14 protein-coding genes are annotated in these 17,603 nt (G+C 63.2%); 6 read left to right on the forward strand and 8 right to left on the reverse strand.

Features of this window, described 5'->3' with window-relative positions; translation table 11 throughout:
• Positions 1 to 6: 6 nt before the first annotated feature.
• From EYW45_RS04885 to EYW45_RS04905, 5 genes are all read left to right on the forward strand, one after another.
• Positions 7 to 819 (forward strand): formate/nitrite transporter family protein, encoded by an 813-nt coding sequence (locus tag EYW45_RS04885; RefSeq protein WP_161134232.1) that lies wholly within the window; start codon positions 7 to 9, stop codon positions 817 to 819.
• A gap of 42 nt (positions 820 to 861) precedes the next feature.
• Positions 862 to 2,613 (forward strand): bifunctional protein-serine/threonine kinase/phosphatase, encoded by a 1,752-nt coding sequence (locus EYW45_RS04890; protein WP_235938846.1) that lies wholly within the window; start codon positions 862 to 864, stop codon positions 2,611 to 2,613.
• 12 nt (positions 2,614 to 2,625) lie between these two features.
• Positions 2,626 to 3,888, forward strand: coding sequence for a nitrate regulatory protein (locus EYW45_RS04895; RefSeq protein WP_161134234.1), 1,263 nt, complete (start codon positions 2,626 to 2,628; stop codon positions 3,886 to 3,888).
• Between the two features lie 240 nt (positions 3,889 to 4,128).
• A complete protein-coding gene (locus tag EYW45_RS04900; RefSeq protein ID WP_161134235.1) occupies positions 4,129 to 4,818 on the forward strand; it encodes a flavin reductase family protein in 690 nt (229 codons plus the stop codon).
• A 193-nt stretch (positions 4,819 to 5,011) separates the two neighbouring features.
• Positions 5,012 to 5,992 (forward strand): Bug family tripartite tricarboxylate transporter substrate binding protein, encoded by a 981-nt coding sequence (locus tag EYW45_RS04905; RefSeq protein ID WP_161134236.1) that lies wholly within the window; start codon positions 5,012 to 5,014, stop codon positions 5,990 to 5,992.
• Here EYW45_RS04905 and EYW45_RS04910 read toward each other — a convergent pair.
• The 8 genes from EYW45_RS04910 to EYW45_RS04945 form a co-directional block, all read right to left on the reverse strand.
• Positions 5,978 to 6,976, reverse strand: a complete 999-nt coding sequence (locus EYW45_RS04910; protein WP_161134237.1) for a D-2-hydroxyacid dehydrogenase — start codon at positions 6,974 to 6,976, stop codon at positions 5,978 to 5,980. The two genes, EYW45_RS04905 and EYW45_RS04910, sit on opposite strands and share 15 nt — an antisense overlap.
• On the reverse strand, positions 6,973 to 7,935 hold the full coding sequence (locus EYW45_RS04915; protein WP_161134605.1) for a Bug family tripartite tricarboxylate transporter substrate binding protein: 963 nt from the start codon (positions 7,933 to 7,935) through the stop codon (positions 6,973 to 6,975). Before EYW45_RS04915 ends, EYW45_RS04910 begins: the two co-directional genes overlap by 4 nt.
• A 153-nt stretch (positions 7,936 to 8,088) precedes the next feature.
• Positions 8,089 to 8,886: a class II aldolase/adducin family protein gene (locus EYW45_RS04920; RefSeq protein WP_161134238.1), complete on the reverse strand. Its 798-nt coding sequence runs from the start codon at positions 8,884 to 8,886 to the stop codon at positions 8,089 to 8,091.
• A 37-nt stretch (positions 8,887 to 8,923) separates the two neighbouring features.
• Complete coding sequence (locus EYW45_RS04925; RefSeq protein ID WP_161134239.1) at positions 8,924 to 9,901, reverse strand: Bug family tripartite tricarboxylate transporter substrate binding protein; 978 nt, start codon at positions 9,899 to 9,901, stop codon at positions 8,924 to 8,926.
• A gap of 86 nt (positions 9,902 to 9,987) precedes the next feature.
• Positions 9,988 to 11,184 (reverse strand): tricarballylate utilization 4Fe-4S protein TcuB, encoded by a 1,197-nt coding sequence (gene tcuB / locus EYW45_RS04930; protein WP_161134240.1) that lies wholly within the window; start codon positions 11,182 to 11,184, stop codon positions 9,988 to 9,990.
• A complete protein-coding gene (gene tcuA, locus EYW45_RS04935) occupies positions 11,171 to 12,592 on the reverse strand; it encodes an FAD-dependent tricarballylate dehydrogenase TcuA (protein WP_161134241.1) in 1,422 nt (473 codons plus the stop codon). The genes tcuB and tcuA overlap by 14 nt, the downstream gene beginning before the upstream one ends.
• A 74-nt stretch (positions 12,593 to 12,666) precedes the next feature.
• Complete coding sequence (locus EYW45_RS04940; RefSeq protein ID WP_161134242.1) at positions 12,667 to 13,596, reverse strand: LysR family transcriptional regulator; 930 nt, start codon at positions 13,594 to 13,596, stop codon at positions 12,667 to 12,669.
• 82 nt (positions 13,597 to 13,678) lie between these two features.
• On the reverse strand, positions 13,679 to 14,752 hold the full coding sequence (locus EYW45_RS04945) for a YihY/virulence factor BrkB family protein (protein WP_161134243.1): 1,074 nt from the start codon (positions 14,750 to 14,752) through the stop codon (positions 13,679 to 13,681).
• 371 nt (positions 14,753 to 15,123) lie between these two features.
• Here EYW45_RS04945 and EYW45_RS04950 point away from each other — a divergent pair, with 371 nt between their 5' ends.
• Complete coding sequence (locus EYW45_RS04950) at positions 15,124 to 17,526, forward strand: hybrid sensor histidine kinase/response regulator (RefSeq protein ID WP_161134244.1); 2,403 nt, start codon at positions 15,124 to 15,126, stop codon at positions 17,524 to 17,526.
• Positions 17,527 to 17,603: the final 77 nt, after the last annotated feature.

A 17,603-nucleotide genomic window follows, 5' to 3' on the forward strand; every position in this document is an offset into this window, starting at 1 on the left:
CACATCATGTCTTACCTAGCCCCGGCCGAGTTCGTCACCAAAATGGTGGATGCGGGCGAATCGAAAATTTACATGGGCACGCGCGACGCATTGATCCGTGCGTTCATGGCGGGCGGCATTCTCGCCATCGCGGCCGTCTTCGCCGTTACCGTGACGGTGCAAACGGGCTCTGCCATTCTGGGCGCGGCATTGTTTCCCGTGGGCTTCTGCATGCTGTATCTGATGGGCTTCGACCTGCTCACCGGCGTGTTCGTGCTCACGCCGCTGGCGTTGTTCGACAAGCGACCCGGCGTAACGTTGAGCGCGGTGCTCAAGCACTGGGGCGTCGTGTTTGTCGGCAACTTCCTCGGGGCGTTGCTGGTGGCATTCCTGATGGCGATCGTCTTCACCTATGGATTTTCGACACCGCCCAGCAAGGTGGGCGAAATGATTTCGCATATCGGCGAGAACCGCACGCTGGGCTACAAAGAATACGGTGCCGGCGGCATGCTCACCATCTTCATCCGCGGCGTGCTGTGCAACTGGATGGTGTCGTTGGGCGTGGTGGGCGCCATGATCTCCACCACGGTCAGCGGCAAAGTCATCGCCATGTGGATGCCGGTCATGCTGTTCTTTGCGATGGGCTTCGAGCACTCGATCGTCAACATGTTCCTGTTTCCGTCGGCGCTGATCATGGGGGGCAACTTCTCGGTCATGGACTACATGATCTGGAACGAGATCCCGGTGGTGCTGGGCAACCTGGTCGGCGGCCTGTCGTTGACGGGGCTCACGCTGTACACCACGCACGTGCGCACCGCGCCCAAGCGCAGCTTCAGTTGATGCCGCGCGTCGCCATCGTGCGCCATGGATAGTCCGGCGCCCATGACTGCGGCCAACGCCTTGCGCGTTGCCGTGGGCCAGTGCACGTCCGCCGGCAGGAAAGCCACCAATCAGGACTTTCACGGCGCCTGCATCCCTAGGGAACCGCTTCTCGGGGTAAAGGGGATCGCCTTCGCGCTGGCCGATGGCATCAGCAGCAGCACCGTCAGCCACATCGCCAGCGAGACTGCGGTCGCGGGTTTTCTGGAGGATTACTACAGCACTCCCGAGACCTGGTCGGTGAAGAAGTCGGCGCAGCAGGTGCTGGCCGCGACCAATGCCTGGCTGCATGCGCAGACCCGGCAGGGGCCGCACCGCTACGACGCCGATCGCGGTTATGTGTGCACGATGAGCGTGATGGTGCTGAAGTCGGCCACGGCGCATATCCTGCACGTGGGCGATACACGCATCTATCGGCTGCGCGAGGGCGTGCTGCAGCAACTCACCGACGATCATCGCGTCTGGGTCTCGCGCGACAGGAGCCATCTGGGGCGTGCGTTGGGTTTCGCACCCCATCTCGAACTGGACTATCAGACGCAGTCCTTGGCGCCGGGCGACGTGTTCCTGCTGGCCACCGACGGGGTGTATGAGCATGTGACGGCTGAGGCGATCGTCGATGCGTTGACCTGTGCGCCTGACGTGACGCCCGCAGCGCCGGAAGGGCTGGATCGCGCAGCGCAGCGGTTGGTGACGCTGGCGTATGAGGCGGGGAGCGACGATAACCTGACGGTCCAGCTCGTGCGTGTCGACGCCGTACCGAGCCGTCAGCCTGACGAGATCGCGGCCTATGCAGGGGCCCTGCCGTGCCCGCCCTTGCAGCGGGACGGCGCTGAATTCGACGGCTTCAGAATCGTGCGGGAACTGCGCGCCAGCTATCGCAGCCACGTGTATCTGGCGCACGATATCGACACGGACACACCCGTGGTGCTCAAGATCCCGTCGCTGGATCAGCGGCACGATCCGGCCTACCTCGAACGGCTGCTGACGGAAGAGTGGATTGCACGCCGCATCGACAGCCGTCATGTGGTGCGCGCCTGGCCGCGCGTCCGCGAGCGGCAGTTTCTGTATATCGCCAGCGAATACATCGATGGGATCACGTTGACGCAGTGGATGCACCAGCATCCCGCGCCGGCGCTGGCGCAAGTGCTGCCCATCATCGAGCAGATCGCGCGCGGCCTGCAGGCGTTTCATCGGCTCGAGATCGTTCATCAGGATCTGCGGCCCGACAACGTGTTGATCGACCGCAAGGGCGTCGTCAAGATCATTGACTTGGGATCGATCCAGGTGGCCGGTATCGCCGAGCTCGCGCGCGACGGCGAACGCAGCGACATTCTCGGTACCGCGCAATACAGCGCACCGGAATACTTCCTGGGCGAGTCGGGCACGTCGCGATCGGACATCTTTTCGCTCGGTGTGATGGCCTATCAGATGCTGTCGGGGCGCCTGCCGTATGGCACGAGTGTCGCGCGTGCGCGTAGTCGCGCGGCGCAGCTTAAACTGGCGTATGTCTCGGTTGTCGGTCATGATCGCGACATCCCGGCCTGGATCGACCGTGTGCTCAGTCGTGCGTTGCACCCCGATCCACAGGCGCGTTACCAGGAGCTTTCCGAGTTGACGTATGACTTGCGCCACCCCGATACACTTGCCACGCGTGGCGACCGCCTGCCCCTTATCGAGCGCCATCCTGTCGCTTTCTGGAAAGGCCTGTGCCTGATCCTCGTCATCGTGATCGCGGTCATGGCCGCCCGGCAATAGAGGGCGTGCGGCATGGCTAAGGACCGCATGGCGTCGACGCTGCGTTTTCTGCTGGCGGCCCGCCGCAGCGAGTTGCATGGTCTCGAAGTGCTGGCGAGCACCTGTGAACTCGTGGTGCTGGTGAGCGCGTTGGTGCATGCCTTGCAGAAAGAGCGCGGCTATTCAAACCTGTATCTCTACGGCGCCGACGAGCAGCCGCTGGCCGCGCTGACCGGCTTGAGCCGCGACGCCATCGAGGTGGAAGAAGGGGTGCGGCGGTTTCTCGACGCGTTGGAGTCGGACGCTGCCCGAAGCGCCGAGAAGGCGCGCCTGCTCAATTGCGTGGCCCATGCGCTCTTTCGGCTCGATGAGCTGCCCGATATGCGCCGCCGGCTGCGCGATCGGCGCATCCCTGCCGAGGAGGCGAATGCCGCGTTCACGCGTTTGATCGGGAGTCTGCTGGCGGTGGTTTTCGAAGCGGCGGATTCCGCGTTGGATCCTGGCGTGACGCGCATCCTCGTGGCGCTGCTCAACTTCATGCAGGGCAAGGAACTGAGCGGCCAGGAGCGCGCGTGCGGTGTGATCGGCTATCGCGCGGGATACTTCACCGATGCGATGAAAGCGCGCATGCAGGCATTGGACGCCAGCCAGGCGCGCTGCTTCGATGTATTCGCGCAATACGCGCCCGACGAGGCGCTGGCCGGTTGGTCGACACTCGCGCCGTTGGCGCAGCCGGTCGTGCAGATGCGCGCGATGGCGCGCAACACCTCGGACGCGCACAGGGTGGATGGCGGATTGGCCGAGTTGTGGTTCGACGTCTGCACGCAGCGTATGGATGCCATGCGCGCGGTTGAAAGCACATTGGCCACCGCGCTGGCGCTGCAGTGCGACAAGCGCATCGCCGAAACACGCGAGGAAATGGACAACCGGCGCCTGCTGCTCGAGCGTTTTGCCGAGCACGCCAGCGGCAAGACGACGAGCATGCTCTTCAATGTGCAGGGGAGGGTGGTCGATGTGCCGCCGTCGGACGGCGTCGGCCAGGACATGGAGCGCTCGATTCTGGACGTGATGCGCGAACAGACGCTGCACATGCAGCGTTCCGAAGAGGCGCTGGCCGCCGTGCGCACCGCGCTGGACGAGCGCAAGCGCATCGAGAAAGCGAAGTGGCTGCTGGTCAGCCGCTACGCGCTGAGCGAACAAGCTGCCCACGAACGCATGCAGAAGGCCGCGATGGACGGCGGCATGTCGTTCGGCGAGGTGGCGCGGCAGATTCTGGCCGAGCTCGGCGAGCGCTGATCTCCGATCGATGACCTGATTCCCGATCCCAAGTCCCGAGTCCCGAGTCCCGAGTCCCGCACCCCGCGCCCCGCATCGCGAATCCCGAATTCTGAAACCTGAACGCCGAGCTATGCGCACGGGCGCAAATCACGTTTGCGTGTAACGGGGCTTCCGACCGCCGCGCAATCTGCTTATAGTCATCTGCATAACACCGGGGGCCGCGCTGTGATCGCGCTCCCACGCGGCAGGAGACGGCCAGTGGATGACGAACGTTTTACATGTGTGGATGGCGATCGCCTCGACACGGCGACAGCCTATCGGCTGCTCGTGGGATGCGTGGTGCCACGGCCCGTGGCCTGGATTACCACTATCGATGAAGCGGGGCGGGTAAACGCCGCACCTTTCAGTTCTTACAACTACGTGGCAACGAGCCCGCCGATGCTGGCCATCAACATCGCGGCGCGCGCCAGCGACGGTGCGATCAAGGACACGGCGCGCAACATCATGGCCACCCGCGAGTTCGTGGTCAACGTGGCCACCGAATCCAGTCTGGAAGTCATGCACCGCAGCGCGGCGGAATATCCGCCGGGCGTGAGCGAAACGGATGCGCTGGATATCGCCTTGCTGAAAAGTCGCCATGTGCGGGTGCCGCGCATTGCACAGTCGCCTGTCCAAATGGAGTGCCGACTCGATCAGGCGGTGGTGCTGGGCACCGGCGTCAATACGCTTTATATCGGCGAGGTCGTCGCCTTTCATCTGTCGTCCGAGGTGTATGACGGCAGCCGCGTCGATTCTGATTCGATGCGCCCGATTGCACGCCTGGGCGGCCCGTACTATGCGGGGTTGGGCGAGATTTTCCTGCGGCCCATGCTGCAGAAGCCGCCCGGCGCGGAAGGCTGGGCACCTCCCGCGGGCGCGACCGACGCCTCCCGCGGGCGGGATCGATAAGTCCGGTTTCAGCAATCCAATACCCCGATATCGCCTAAGTCGGTCGATATCCCTTAAGCGCTATTCCTTAATCGCTATCCCCGAAGGCCTTGTCCCGTTTCCTGTACGAACCGGCAGCGGCGCGCGGTCGCGTGCGGCCGACTGCCGTCCACTGCGGCAGTTGGGGATGGCCCGATTGATCTGGAGACATGCCATGCGTGCGTTCTTTCGTTCTGTTGTCAGCGCCGCCTTGATCGGCGCCTCGTTGGGGGGTGCGCCGGCGATGGCGGCCGACGCGTCCTTCCCCACGCATCCGCTTACGCTCGTCAACCCGTATGCGGCCGGCGGCCCGGCCGATGTGCTGGCGCGAGCGCTGGCCCGGGCGCTGGAAGAGCGGCTGAAGCAACCCGTCATTGTCGAGAACAAGGCCGGCGGCGCGGCCACGATCGGCACCGGATTCGTGGCCCGCGCCAAACCCGACGGATATACGCTGCTGATGGGGACGTCTGCGGGTCATGTGGTCACGCCCTTGATGCAAACCACGCCCTATGACGGAGTGGCCGACTTTTCCTTCATCGGGATCGTCGCCAATCAACCCAATGTGCTGGTGGTCAATGCAACGGTGGGCGTGGATAGCCTGGAAGGCCTGGTGGCGCTCGCCAAGAAGGCGCCGGGTACGCTGAACTACGCGTCGGCGGGTACGGGGGGCGCGACGCATCTGGGGGCCGAGGCGTTTCTGCAGAAGGCCGGGTTGCGCATTACCCATGTGCCTTATCCCGGTGCCTCGCCGGCGCTGAAAGATCTGCTGGGCGGCCAAGTGCAATTGGGCATGCTCAACCTCGCGGCCACGTTGCCTTTCATCGAACAAGGCAAGTTGCGGGCGCTGGCGTATGGCGGCCCGAAGCGTGCAACGGCATTGCCCCAAGTGCCCACATTGGCCGAGGCCGGCTACGGCGGCACGGAGGTCTCGACGTGGTACAGCCTGGCCGCGCCGAAAGGCACGCCGACGCAGGCGATCGAGGTGCTGCGCGAGGCCGTGAGTGCGATTCAGGCCACGCCCGCGTGGCAGCAATTTCTGGATAACCAGGGCGCCGAGCGCATGAGCCTCTCCCCGGCGCAAACCACTGAGTTCGTCCGTCGCGACCAGGCGGCGATGACGACCCTGCTGGGCTCCCTGAACCTACTCGCGAAGTAGCCCGGCAGCCTCACGGCGCGCCAGTTCGCGAAGAAACATCTGCAGCACGCGCTCTCGATTGCCTGACGAATGACCCGAGCTGTGCGGCGTGGCGATGACGTTGTCGAGGCGCCAGAGCGGCGAATCCGCGGGCAACGGCTCTTGCTCGAAGACGTCGAGATACGCGCCGGCCAGACGCCCGTGCGTCAAGGCGTCGATCAACGCCGCCTCGTCCACTACCGTGCCACGCGACACATTGATCAGATGGGCATGCGCGGGCAGCCGCGCCAGGGCTTCGGCATCGATCAGCCGAAGTGTGGCGTCGCTGATCGGGCACGCCAGGATCAACCAATCGGCGTCCGCCAGCAGCGTGCCGACGGCGTCATACGCGACCGTGATGTCTGCGCCTTGCGCCGCCCGGCTGGCGTCGTGCCGCGCCACGCGCACCCGCACTGCCAAGGCCTGAAGCACCTGCGCGATGTGCTGGCCGATCGCGCCCCAGCCCACGATGACCGCCACCTGGCCGTCGAGATCGCGTGGCGGCGCCTGCTCGAAGGGCGGCAGCCAACGGGCCTCGCGCTGCGCCGCCATGAAGCGGGGCAGATGTCGCGACAAGGCCAGCACGCCGCCCAGCGCCATCTGAGCCACCGAACGCGCGTTGTGACCGGCCGAATTCGTGACGGTGACGCCGCGAGCCTGCAGGTCGATATAGATCGGGCGGTCGAGACCGGCTGAATGGATGTGGACCCACTGCAAGTGCGGTGCGTGCAGAAGTGCCTCGTAATACATCGCGGTGTCGGGCTTGACGTCGAATTTCGTCGAGGCGCCCGTGATATCGCGCGAAACGAAGCCGATCTCGGCATCGGGTTGCGGTGCCTCGGGGGTGGGATGCACGAAGGTATACGTGCCGCACACGCCCGCCTGCGGCATGCGCTGCCGCAATTCGGCGGCCGTGACCGGCGAACAAAGTATGCGTATCGCCGTGGAGGCGCCCGGATCGTTCATTGCGCGATACCCATTTTCTTCACCACACTTTCCCATTTCTTTTGTTCGGCCTGGGTAAATCGTGCGAAATCTTCAGGCGTACCGCCCACGGGATCGGCCCCTTCGCTGATCATCTGCGTCTTCAATGCGGGCAGCGCTTGATTGACCCCGGCATTGATCTTTGCGATGACCTCGGGCGGCGTGCCCTTGGGCGCAAAAAAACCAAACCATGATCCGGCGTCGAAATCCGGGAAGCCCTGATCGGCGACCGTCGGCGTATCCGGCAACGACGCCGAGCGCGCCTTGCTGCTTACCGCCAGCGCGCGCAACTTGCCCGCCTTGATATGACCGATCACCGACGGAATCGTCGCAAACATGAAGGTCACGCGTGAGGCCAGCAGATCGTTCAAGGCATCCGCACCCTTGTACGGCACATGCGTGGCATTCACGCCCAATTTGTCCATCAACATATAGCCCGATAAATGCGAGGACGTACCCACGCCGGTTGAAGCATAGTTCAACGTGCCGGACGGCGCCTTCTTCGCATAAGCCAGAAATTCCTCGATGGTCTTCACCGGCAGGTCGGCCGGCACGACCAGTACGTTGGGCACGTTGGCGATCTGCACGATCGGCATGAGGTCGGTGAGCGGGTTGTAGTTGAGCTTGTACATCGACTGATTGACGGCGATGGGGCCCACCGAATTGACGATGAGCGTGTAGCCGTCGGGCGGGGAGCGCACCACATATTCCGTGCCGATATTGCCGCCCGCGCCGGGTCGATTCTCCACCACGAATGTGGACTTGAACGCTTGCCCCATCTGGTTGCTCACGGCGCGGGTGAGGGTATCGGTGGTGCCGCCCGCCGTGAACGCCACCACCACCTTCACGGATCTGTCGGGATAGGCCTGAGCGTGGGCGGCACCGATGCCGCCGCATGTCACAGCGGCCATAATCACGAAGCGGGGTAGGGCACGAAACATCCTGGCGCGTGCACGCGTGTGGGGTCCTGCCTTGGCATCAAGCATGTTTGTCTCCTGATCGTTTTTATGAACGGCGTACTGTTGGACGACGCTTCGGACTACGTTCTTCGACTACGGGTTTCGACTACGATCTTCAACTGCGTTTCGATCGCGTCAATCCCGATAGCTGGGATCGATGCGGTCGAGTTTGCGCAACAACGCCGGCCACTCCATCACGCCATAAGGGCGGCGGGTGCCGGGCTGATAGTTGTTCCAGGTTTCTTCGAGTACGGCGGCGGGCACCGGCATCAATGGGCGTTGCGTCGCCTGCGCCGCCAACTGCGCGCGGCATGCCAGTTCCAGGCGATGCATCCAGTTGAACGCCTCACCCACGGTGCGGCCTACCGTCATCACGCCGTGGTTGCGCAGAATCAGGGCTTCGCCCTGGCCCAGATCCTCGAGCAGGGAAGCCTGCTCCTTGGTATCGAGCACCACGCCCTGATATGCGTGATAGCCGATCTTCAAAAAGCGCATGGCCGTCTGCGTGAGCGGCAGCAGCCCTTCTTCCAACGACGACACCGCCATCGACGCCCAACTGTGCGTGTGGATCACGCAATCCACTTCATGCCGCGCGCGGTGCACGGCGCTGTGAATCACATAGCCCGCCTTGTTGATGCCGTAGTCGAGCGGGCCGTAGTCGGGCTTGGCGAGAATGTTGCCGTCCAGATCCACCTTGATGAGACTGGACGCCGTGATCTCTTCGTACATCATGCCGTACGCGTTGATCAGAAAGGCGCCGTCTTCACCCGGTACGCGCGATGAGATGTGGTTGGCCATCATGTCGGCCATGCCATACATCTCGACCAACCGATAGCAGGCCGCGAGATCGACGCGTGCCTGCCATTCCTCAGGCGAACATCGGTCTTTCATCGACGAAATCTGCAAGGCATGCGGCAGGTGAGCGGAAGTCATGGCGGCTCCTGAGGGCGAGAGGAAGGAAGAGGAAAGATTACTCGGCGACGATCTTGCGATCGCGCACGATGGCGCCCCATTTGGCGTCTTCCTGCTTCATGAAAGCGGTCAATTCGGCACGCGTGGTGGGTTGCGGGGTAAGACCATGTTTATTCAGCGCATCCTGCACTTCGGGATCGTTGAGCACCTTCACGATTTCGACGTTCCAGCGATCCAGCATGGCGGCCGGGGTCTTGCCGGGCGCGACGAACGCATACCAGTTGAGCGCCTCGAATCCCGGATAGCCCGACTCTGCCACGGTAGGAATATCGGGCATATAGGCCGGACGCGTGAGGCCGGTGGTCGCCAGCGGAATCAGCCGGCCCGTGGCGATATGCGGCAAAGCGGTGGGCGGGGCGGAGAAGTAGGACGCGACGCGCTCGCCGAGATTGTCCTGCAAGGCGAGTGCGCCGCCTTTGTAGGGCACGTGCACCATCTGGATGCCGGCTTGTTGCGCCAGCAATTCGCCCGCCAGATGCGACGCCGACCCGACGCCGGTGGACGCAAAATCGATGGTGCCGGGCTTCTGCTTGGCGAGCGCCACGAACTCGGCCATGGTCTTTACGCCCAGGCCTTTGTGCACCACCAGCACGTTGGGAAAGTTCACCCCGCCCGAGACGGGTGCCAGGTCTTTGAACGGGTCGTAACCCACCTGCATGATGTGCGGCGCAATGGTGAGCGGGCCGATCGATCCCAGCAGCAGCATCGAGCCGTCGGCCGGGCCGTTGGCCACGTGCTGGTGGGCGATGTTGCCACCGGCGCCAGCCTTGTTATCGATGATGACCTTGGCGCCCACGTTCTCGCCGAGCTTCTTGGCGATCAGGCGTGCTGCCGCGTCCGCCGCACCGCCGGCGGCGAAGCCCACCACCAGCGTCACGGTTTTGGCAGGCGGAAAGTCCTGGGCGCTGGCGGTACAGGAGAGCGCCAATGGAAGCGCTGCCAATAAGGCCGCACGTAAAACCTGCAATGTGTTCATCCTCTTTGTCTCCGGTAAAACGTGTGTTGTTGCTTTTGTTGTTGTGGCTTCTGTTGTCGCTCTTGTTGTTGTTGTTGTTGTTTTCTTTAATCTGCACTCAGTCCGATCGGATTCGGTTGGCGCTTCTCGATCGCGTGGCGCAACAACGCCGCCGATCTGAAAATGCCATGGCCGAACTTGCCGTAGGGCAGGGTCGCAAAGAGCGCCATCACCGCGCCCAGATGCAGACACAGCAGGATCGCCAGGGCCGGCGTACCGCGGCCCAGCCATAACGCGATGCCACTGGCGCTGGTTAAAAAGAGCAGCGCGATGAAGCCGAGATCCATCGGCTTTTGTTTGAGGTCGCCATGCATCGGATCGCGCTTGCGATTCAGATACCAAAGGCCCGCCGTGCCGATCATCAAGCTGATCCCGCCCACCACGCCCAGCAATTTGGGCAGGCTCGGCAGTTCGTAAGGCGCCACCCAGCCGAAGGCATAGTGATAGATCGTGGCCACGCTGGTGGCGGCAAAGCACAGCATGAAGCCGTAGAACGTGAGATGGTGAAAGCGGCGGCGCGATTGCGTGAAGGCGTCGTCTTCGTTGTTACAGCCCTCGCCATGACCGCCATCGAGATACTTCAATCGCAGTACGGCATCGGCGGCTTCGGCTGCGGCCGGTGAACTTACCGGCGCGCCGCTGGTTGAGGGCGTGATGTCTCGCCAGAACCGGCGCACGCCCATGGCTAACGCCAGCGTGGCGTAGAGGAACACCGGGCCGAACAAACCCACCAGCAGGTTGTGCGGGAAAATCCGATAGAAGTTGCCGCCCGCTGGACTGCCCGGCGGCACGCCCCACAGCGTGCCGTTCAGCGCCACCGCGATCAGCATGAACAACGCGAGCCCAGCAGCCAATGCCAGCGAGAGCGTCAGGCCATTGCGCTGGTACAGCTTGCCCAACGCGGGCGGCCACGCATAATCGATGTATGTTTGACCGCGCACCGTGGCCATGGCCTGCGGCACATTGACTGCAAACTCATGTGGCGGCGCGTACTGGCACGAGTGCAAACAGGCGCCACAGTTGTGGCACAGATTGGCCAGAAAGTGCACGTCGGCTTTGGCGAATTCGAGCCGGCGCGTCATGGCCGGAAACACCGCGCAAAAGCCCTCGCAGTACCGACAGGAATTGCAGATCTGCATTTGCCGGGCCACTTCGGTTTCGCCCACGGACATGATCGGGATCACGGTGCGCTTCACTTCGGCGGTAGACATCGCTTCACGCGTGAGGGCTTCAAGCTGCTGCATAACGTTCCTTTTCCACCTCACCGGCGGCAAGCGCGGCGCGTGCCGCCTGAGTGCCTGCGATGCGGCCGAAGGCCGTGCCGATGCTCATGCCCACGCCGGCCGTGTAGCCCTTGCCCAACACGTTGCCGGCCATCATTTCGCCCGCCACGAACAGGTTCGGACTGGGCCGGTCGCTGAAGCGCACGGCGGTGGTGTCGTCGACCTTCAAGCCCAGATAAGTGAACGTGATGCCGGGTTTCAATGGATAGCCGTAGAACGGTGCGGTATCGATGGGGCGCGCCCAGTGCGTTTTGGCGGGCGTGACACCTTCGGTATGGCAATCGTCCAACGCGGTGTGATCGAACGTGCCCACCTTGCAGGCCGCGTTGAAATCGTCGACGGTGCGCATGAACGTGGCCACGTCCAGGCCGAGCTTTTGCGCCAGTTCAGGAAGCGTATTGGCTTGCGTGCCGGGAAACACGGGCGGCATGAAGCGGCCGATGGCTTTCTGGTCGATGATCGAGTAGCCGATCTGACCAGGCTGCATCGCCACCAGCCGGCCCCAGATGGCGTAGCGCTTGGGCCAGAAATCCTCGCCCTCGTCGTAGAACCGTTCGGCTTCGCGATTGACCACCACGCCCAGCGACACACAATCGATACGCGTGCAAATGCCGCCGTCGTAGAGCGGCGCGCGGGCATCGATGGCCACCATATGGCCCTGCGACGGATCGCCGATCGTGTCGGCACCTGCTGCGATCATGTGCTTGAGCAAGACGCCCTGGTTGTAGCGTGTGCCGCGGATGAGGAACTCGTCGGCGGGCCACTCACCGCGTGCGTTCTGGCCCCACGCCTCGCGCAGCCATTCGCGGTTGGATTCGAACCCGCCGGCGGCCAGCACGCAACTGCGCGCCTCGATGCGTTCGCCTTGCTCGGTGAGGGCTGCAACGAAGCGGTCGCCATCCTGTTCGATCGACACCACCGGCGTCTCGTAGCGGATTTGCACACCCAGGCGCTCGGCGCTGCGAAAGTAGGCGTTGACCAAGGCTTTGCCGCCGCCCATGAAGAAGGCGTTGGTGCGGGCCACGTGCAGCGCCCCTGACAGGGGTGGCTGGAAGTGCACGCCGTGGCTGCGCATCCAGTCGCGGCAGTTGGACGATGCACGAATCACCAGACGGGCGAGATGCTCGTCGGTCATCCCTTGCGTGACCTTGAGCAGATCCTGCCAATATTCTTCTTCGGGATAGGCGTCGATGAGCACATCCTGCGGTGCATCGTGCATGCAGCGCAGATTGCGGGTGTGCTGCGAATTGCCGCCGCGCCACGCTCTTGGCGCCGCTTCGAGCAGCAACACCGAGGCGCCGGCTTCGCGCGCCATCAGCGCAGCGCATAGCGCGGCATTGCCGCCGCCGACGACAAGAACATCGATCACTGAAGTCTCCTGGTTATGCGGAGACTGTAGAAGCAGCCGTCTTCAGCCGAAAGGCGGTATCAGGCAAGAGGTGTTCAGCAATCGAGAAGACTTGCGCCTGCCCAGCCACCCGAGGCGACCAGGCTACGCATGGTGTCGGCAATGACCACGCGCGTGGCGAGCGCGGCGGGCGAGAGTTCGTCGTCAGACAGGCTCACAAGCAAGTTGCGCCGCCCCGCGTGGGCATCCGCGATCGGGTTGAATCGCAAATCGCTGGCGAGATGGCGCGCGATGCCGGCGCCGGGCTGAATGGTGGCGCCGAATCCGGCGCGCACGGCGTCCATCAGAAGCGCCAGGCCGTCGATTTCGGCGACCACGTTGGGTTCGATCTGCTCGCGAGCGAAGGTGGTGTTCAACGTGGCGCGCAACCCATGGCCGCCGCTGGGCAGGATCAGCGGCACGTTGGCGAGTTGCAGCAACCGCACATCGGTGTCGGGAATGAAGGGGATGTCGGCCGCCGCTGCGGCAATCAGAAAAAGCTTTTCGTCGAGAATGGGTTCGACGCTCAATTTCTGCGGCGTGCTGGTTTTGAAGATCACGGCGAGGTCGAGTTGCCGCGCCTGCAGCATCGCGGCCAAGTGGCCCGAGAGCGACTCAACCATGTGCAGCCGGACGTCGGGATAGCGTTCGCGCATCGCCCGAATCAGCGGCACCCCCAGAACCGAAGCGGTGGTGGGCGCCAAGCCCACGCTGACGTGGCCGGACAGCCGGGCTTGCTGGGCTGCGCGCACGGCGTCTGCAGCGTGGCGCAAGGTGAGCTGCGCTTGATGCAGGAAGGCCAGGCCGGCTGCGGTAGGCGTGACGCCCGTGGAGGCGCGCTGCAACAGGCGGGTGCTGAGCTCGCTTTCAAGCCGGCTGATTTGCTGGCTCAAGGCTGAGGTCACCACCCCAAGCTCGACCGCCGCGCGGCCCATGCTGCGCAGTTCACAGACTTTGACGAAGTAACGCAGCTGGCGCAATTCCATGGTGGCTCATCGACATGATTTGCCCTCATGGTAGGGAATTAGGCGCGCAAACACCATGTGCCGCGCGCATTAGTCATCGGTGCTATTTCCGGCGCGTGGCGCGCAGGGCCAACCACGTCAGCACGCTGCCCGCACCGAACAGCCAGATTTCGCGGTGGCTCGCCACCGCCATGGCATGCTTCGACGCCGATTTCTTTTCGGGCAATTCGGTGCCCGACGGGACAAACGACGCACCCAACTTTCCCAGTTTTTTATTGAGTTGCGCGCGCTCTTGCGACACCGCGCGAGGCGTGGCGGCCGCCTTCGCCTTTGCCAACGACCCATGCTCCGACGCATACACCCAGGTGAATTCGGCACCCAGGAGAAAGATCTGTGCGGCGTAGTACACCCAGATCAACAGCGCCACCAGGGAACCGGCCGCGGCATACGATGACGTGACCGACGCCTGCGCCATGTACAGGCCGATCAAGTACTTTCCGATCTCGAACAGCAAGGCGGTCAGCAGCGCGCCCACCCACACATCGCGCCAAGCCACATGCGCCTGCGGCATGAATTTGTAGATCATGGCGAACAGCAATGTGAGCACGCTGAAGGTGACCACGATGTTGACGATCTGCAGCACGATCTCCCAGCCGGGGATGCGGCCGACCGTCCAGGCGCTGATCGCGGTAAGCACCGTGCTCACCACGAGCGACACGATCAGCAGAAACGCCAGGCCCAGCACCAGACCGAACGACAGCAGGCGTGAGCGCAGGGTGTTCCAAAGTCCGCTCTTTTTCTTCGCTTCGGGCACATGCCAGATCCGGTCGAGTGCGCTTTGCAGCTCGGCGAACACGGTGGTGGAGCCGACGGCCAGTACCACCACACTGATGGCGGTGGCGATAATGCCCTTCGTCGGCTCGGAGGCACCCTGGATGATGCCTTGCACGGCGGACGCCCCGTCGGCACCTACCAGGCCGCGGATCTGGCCGAACAACTCGCCCTGAACCGCTTCGGCACCCCAGAAAAAACCCGCCACGGCCAGGACGATGATGACCAAAGGTGCCAGCGAAAACACGGTGTAGAACGCGATGGCGGCACCCATGCTCGGGGCGTAATCGTCGATCCAGGCGTTGACAGCCTTTTGGGCGAGCGAGAAAAAGCGTTTGATATTCATGGTGGGTGCAGCGTGGTGTCGTCGAGGCCGCCTAGGGGCAATTTGCATACCGCAGGGGAATCTTCCGGCCTTGCTCGCCTCTAACGGCGGGCCGACTGCCCGGACCGTTGCGGCGCAGCGTCAGATATAGCGTCATATTCACGGCTGGACGCGAATATTTCATCCGTAACCGATCATCCCGCTCACGGCATCTGACGGCGCGATTAAAATCCGCGCGTAGTCGGTATTGGCTCGTCCGATGGTCATTTCTTACCGGTTTGCTCCCGAAACCGGGGTGCAGTACCGGTGGCGCTGGCCACCAAGTCCGCCCGCGCTGTGCCGGGCAGCTCTTTCTCGATCGAACTGGATTGGCAGCGATGACTGCAGAACGCATGAAATTTGGTACCTTGGATTGGTCCCTTACGCCGCTGGGCGCGCGCGAGACATGGCCGTCATCATTGCGAATCGCCGTCAATCTGGTGATGGCATCGAAGTTTCCATCCTGCCTCGTGTGGGGGCCGGACCTCACGATGATCTACAACGATGCGTTCATCCCCATCCTGGGCGATAAGCACGATGCCAGTGGCCGATCGTTTCGCGACGTGTGGCGCGAGGCATGGGACGACATCGGCCCCATCGTCGAGCGGGCTTTCAACGGCGAAGCGACCTACATCGATGACTTTCGGTTGAACATCGAACGGCACGGTAAGCACGAAGACGCGTACTTCACGTTTTGCTACAGCCCCGTCTTCGATGAGTCGGGCGTGGTGGTTGGCATGCTGGATACGGTTGTGGAGACGACCGGCAAGGTCAAGGCGGAGCATCGTCTGGCCGCGATTGCCACGGCGCTTGAAGAGCAAGTTCGTGGCACTGCTGCGGAGCGCGACCTGATCTGGCAACTGGCCAGCGATATGGTGTTGCTCACCAAAGCCGATGGCGCGATCGTCTCGGTGAATCCGGCGTTCCGATCGTTGCTCGGGTGGACCGAAGACGACCTGCAAGGACAGTCTCTGCTCGACTTGATCGATCCGCTTGAGCGCCCGGATACCGCCCGAACGCTCGACGACCTGCATATGCAGGATGGCAGCCGTCGCGTCGAGAGTCGCGTTCGCGGCAAAGCCGGGCAGTATGCGCACGTGTCCTGGTCCATGACGGAGCACGACGGCCTGGTGCTGGCGATCGGCCGCGATATGTCGGCCGAACGTGAGGCTGCCGCCGCCATTCGCAAGACCGAGCTTGCGCTGCAGCAGGCGCAGAAGATGGAAGCTATTGGGCGCCTGACCGGGGGCGTGGCGCACGATTTCAATAACCTGCTGCAAGTGATCTCGGGCAACCTGCAATTGCTGGCCAACGATGTGGCGGGCAATGCGCGCGCGCAGCGTCGTCTGGACAGTGCGCTGTCGGGCGTGACGCGCGGCGCAAAGCTTGCAAGCTATCTGCTCGCGTTCGGCCGCCGGCAGCCGCTGGAACCCAAGGTGTTGAAAGTGGGCCGGTTGGTCATTGGCATGGACGACATGCTGCGCCGAACCCTGGGTGAAGAATTCGAAATCGAAACGATCGTCGCCGCCGGTCTGTGGAACAGCTACGTTGACGCCACACAGGTCGAGAACGCAGTGCTCAACTTGTGCATCAACGCCCGCGATGCCATGGAGGGTGCGGGCAAACTCACGATTGAGGTAGGCAATGCCTCGCTGGACGATACCTATGCGCGCAACCACGATGAGGTGACGCCGGGTCAATATGTGATGATCGCCGTGAGCGACACCGGCACCGGCATGTCGCCCGAAACATTGCGGCGCGCGTTCGATCCGTTCTTCTCGACCAAGCCGGAAGGCAAGGGCACCGGACTGGGTCTGTCGATGGTGTTCGGCTTCGTCAAGCAATCGGGCGGGCACGTCAAGATCTACAGCGAAGTCGGGCACGGTACGACGGTGAAGTTGTATCTGCCCCGTTCGTTGAGCAATGAAGACGCGATTGCCGTGATCGATACGCAGCCGGTGGTGGGCGGGCAGGAAACCATCCTGGTGGCCGAAGATGACGAAGAGGTGCGCACCACGGTCGTCGAAATGCTTACCGGCTTGGGTTATCGGGTGCTCAAGGCCAACGATGCGGCAAGCGCATTGACGGTGATCGACAGCGGCATGCCGATCGATCTGCTGTTTACGGATGTGGTGATGCCCGGCCCGCTGCGCAGCCCCGAGCTGGCCAAGAAGGCGCGCGAACGGCTGCCCAATATCGCCGTGCTGTTCACCTCGGGCTACACCGAGAATTCGATCGTGCATGGCGGCAAGCTCGATGCCGGTGTGGAGTTGCTCGGCAAGCCCTACACCCGCGAAGCCTTGGCGCGTCGTGTGCGCCATGTGTTGGCCAGTCAGGCGCAACGCGACAGCATTACCAAACCGGCCGCCAGCCCGGCGCCCGCGCCATTGCTCGACTTCAAGACGTCCGGCAAGCCACTGTCGATTCTGCTCGTCGAAGACGAGGAGATCATTCGGCTGAACACGGTGGAGCTGCTTGAGACGCTGGGCCATCGGGTATTGCATGCAGGCAGCGCCGAGGATGCCTTGACGATGCTCGAATCCGAGCCGATTCAGGTGTTGATCACCGACATCACGTTGCCGGGGATCTCTGGCGAAGCGCTGGCCGGTCAGGTGCGCACGCGGATCCCCAATGTGAGCGTGGTGTATGCGTCGGGAATGGAGCGCACCGATACGTCGGACGATGCGATCGTCTTGCGCAAGCCCTATGACACCATCTCTTTGGCACGCGCGCTGCAGGCGATCGAGACGGCGTAATTCGATCCACGCGGCACCGGCAATTTGGTTATACTAATGGGACTCATTCCTATTACGTAATTCTCCATTGCCGGAGC

Source organism: Schauerella aestuarii (assembly GCF_009866805.1).
In the GTDB taxonomy this organism is placed as follows: domain Bacteria; phylum Pseudomonadota; class Gammaproteobacteria; order Burkholderiales; family Burkholderiaceae_B; genus Schauerella; species Schauerella aestuarii.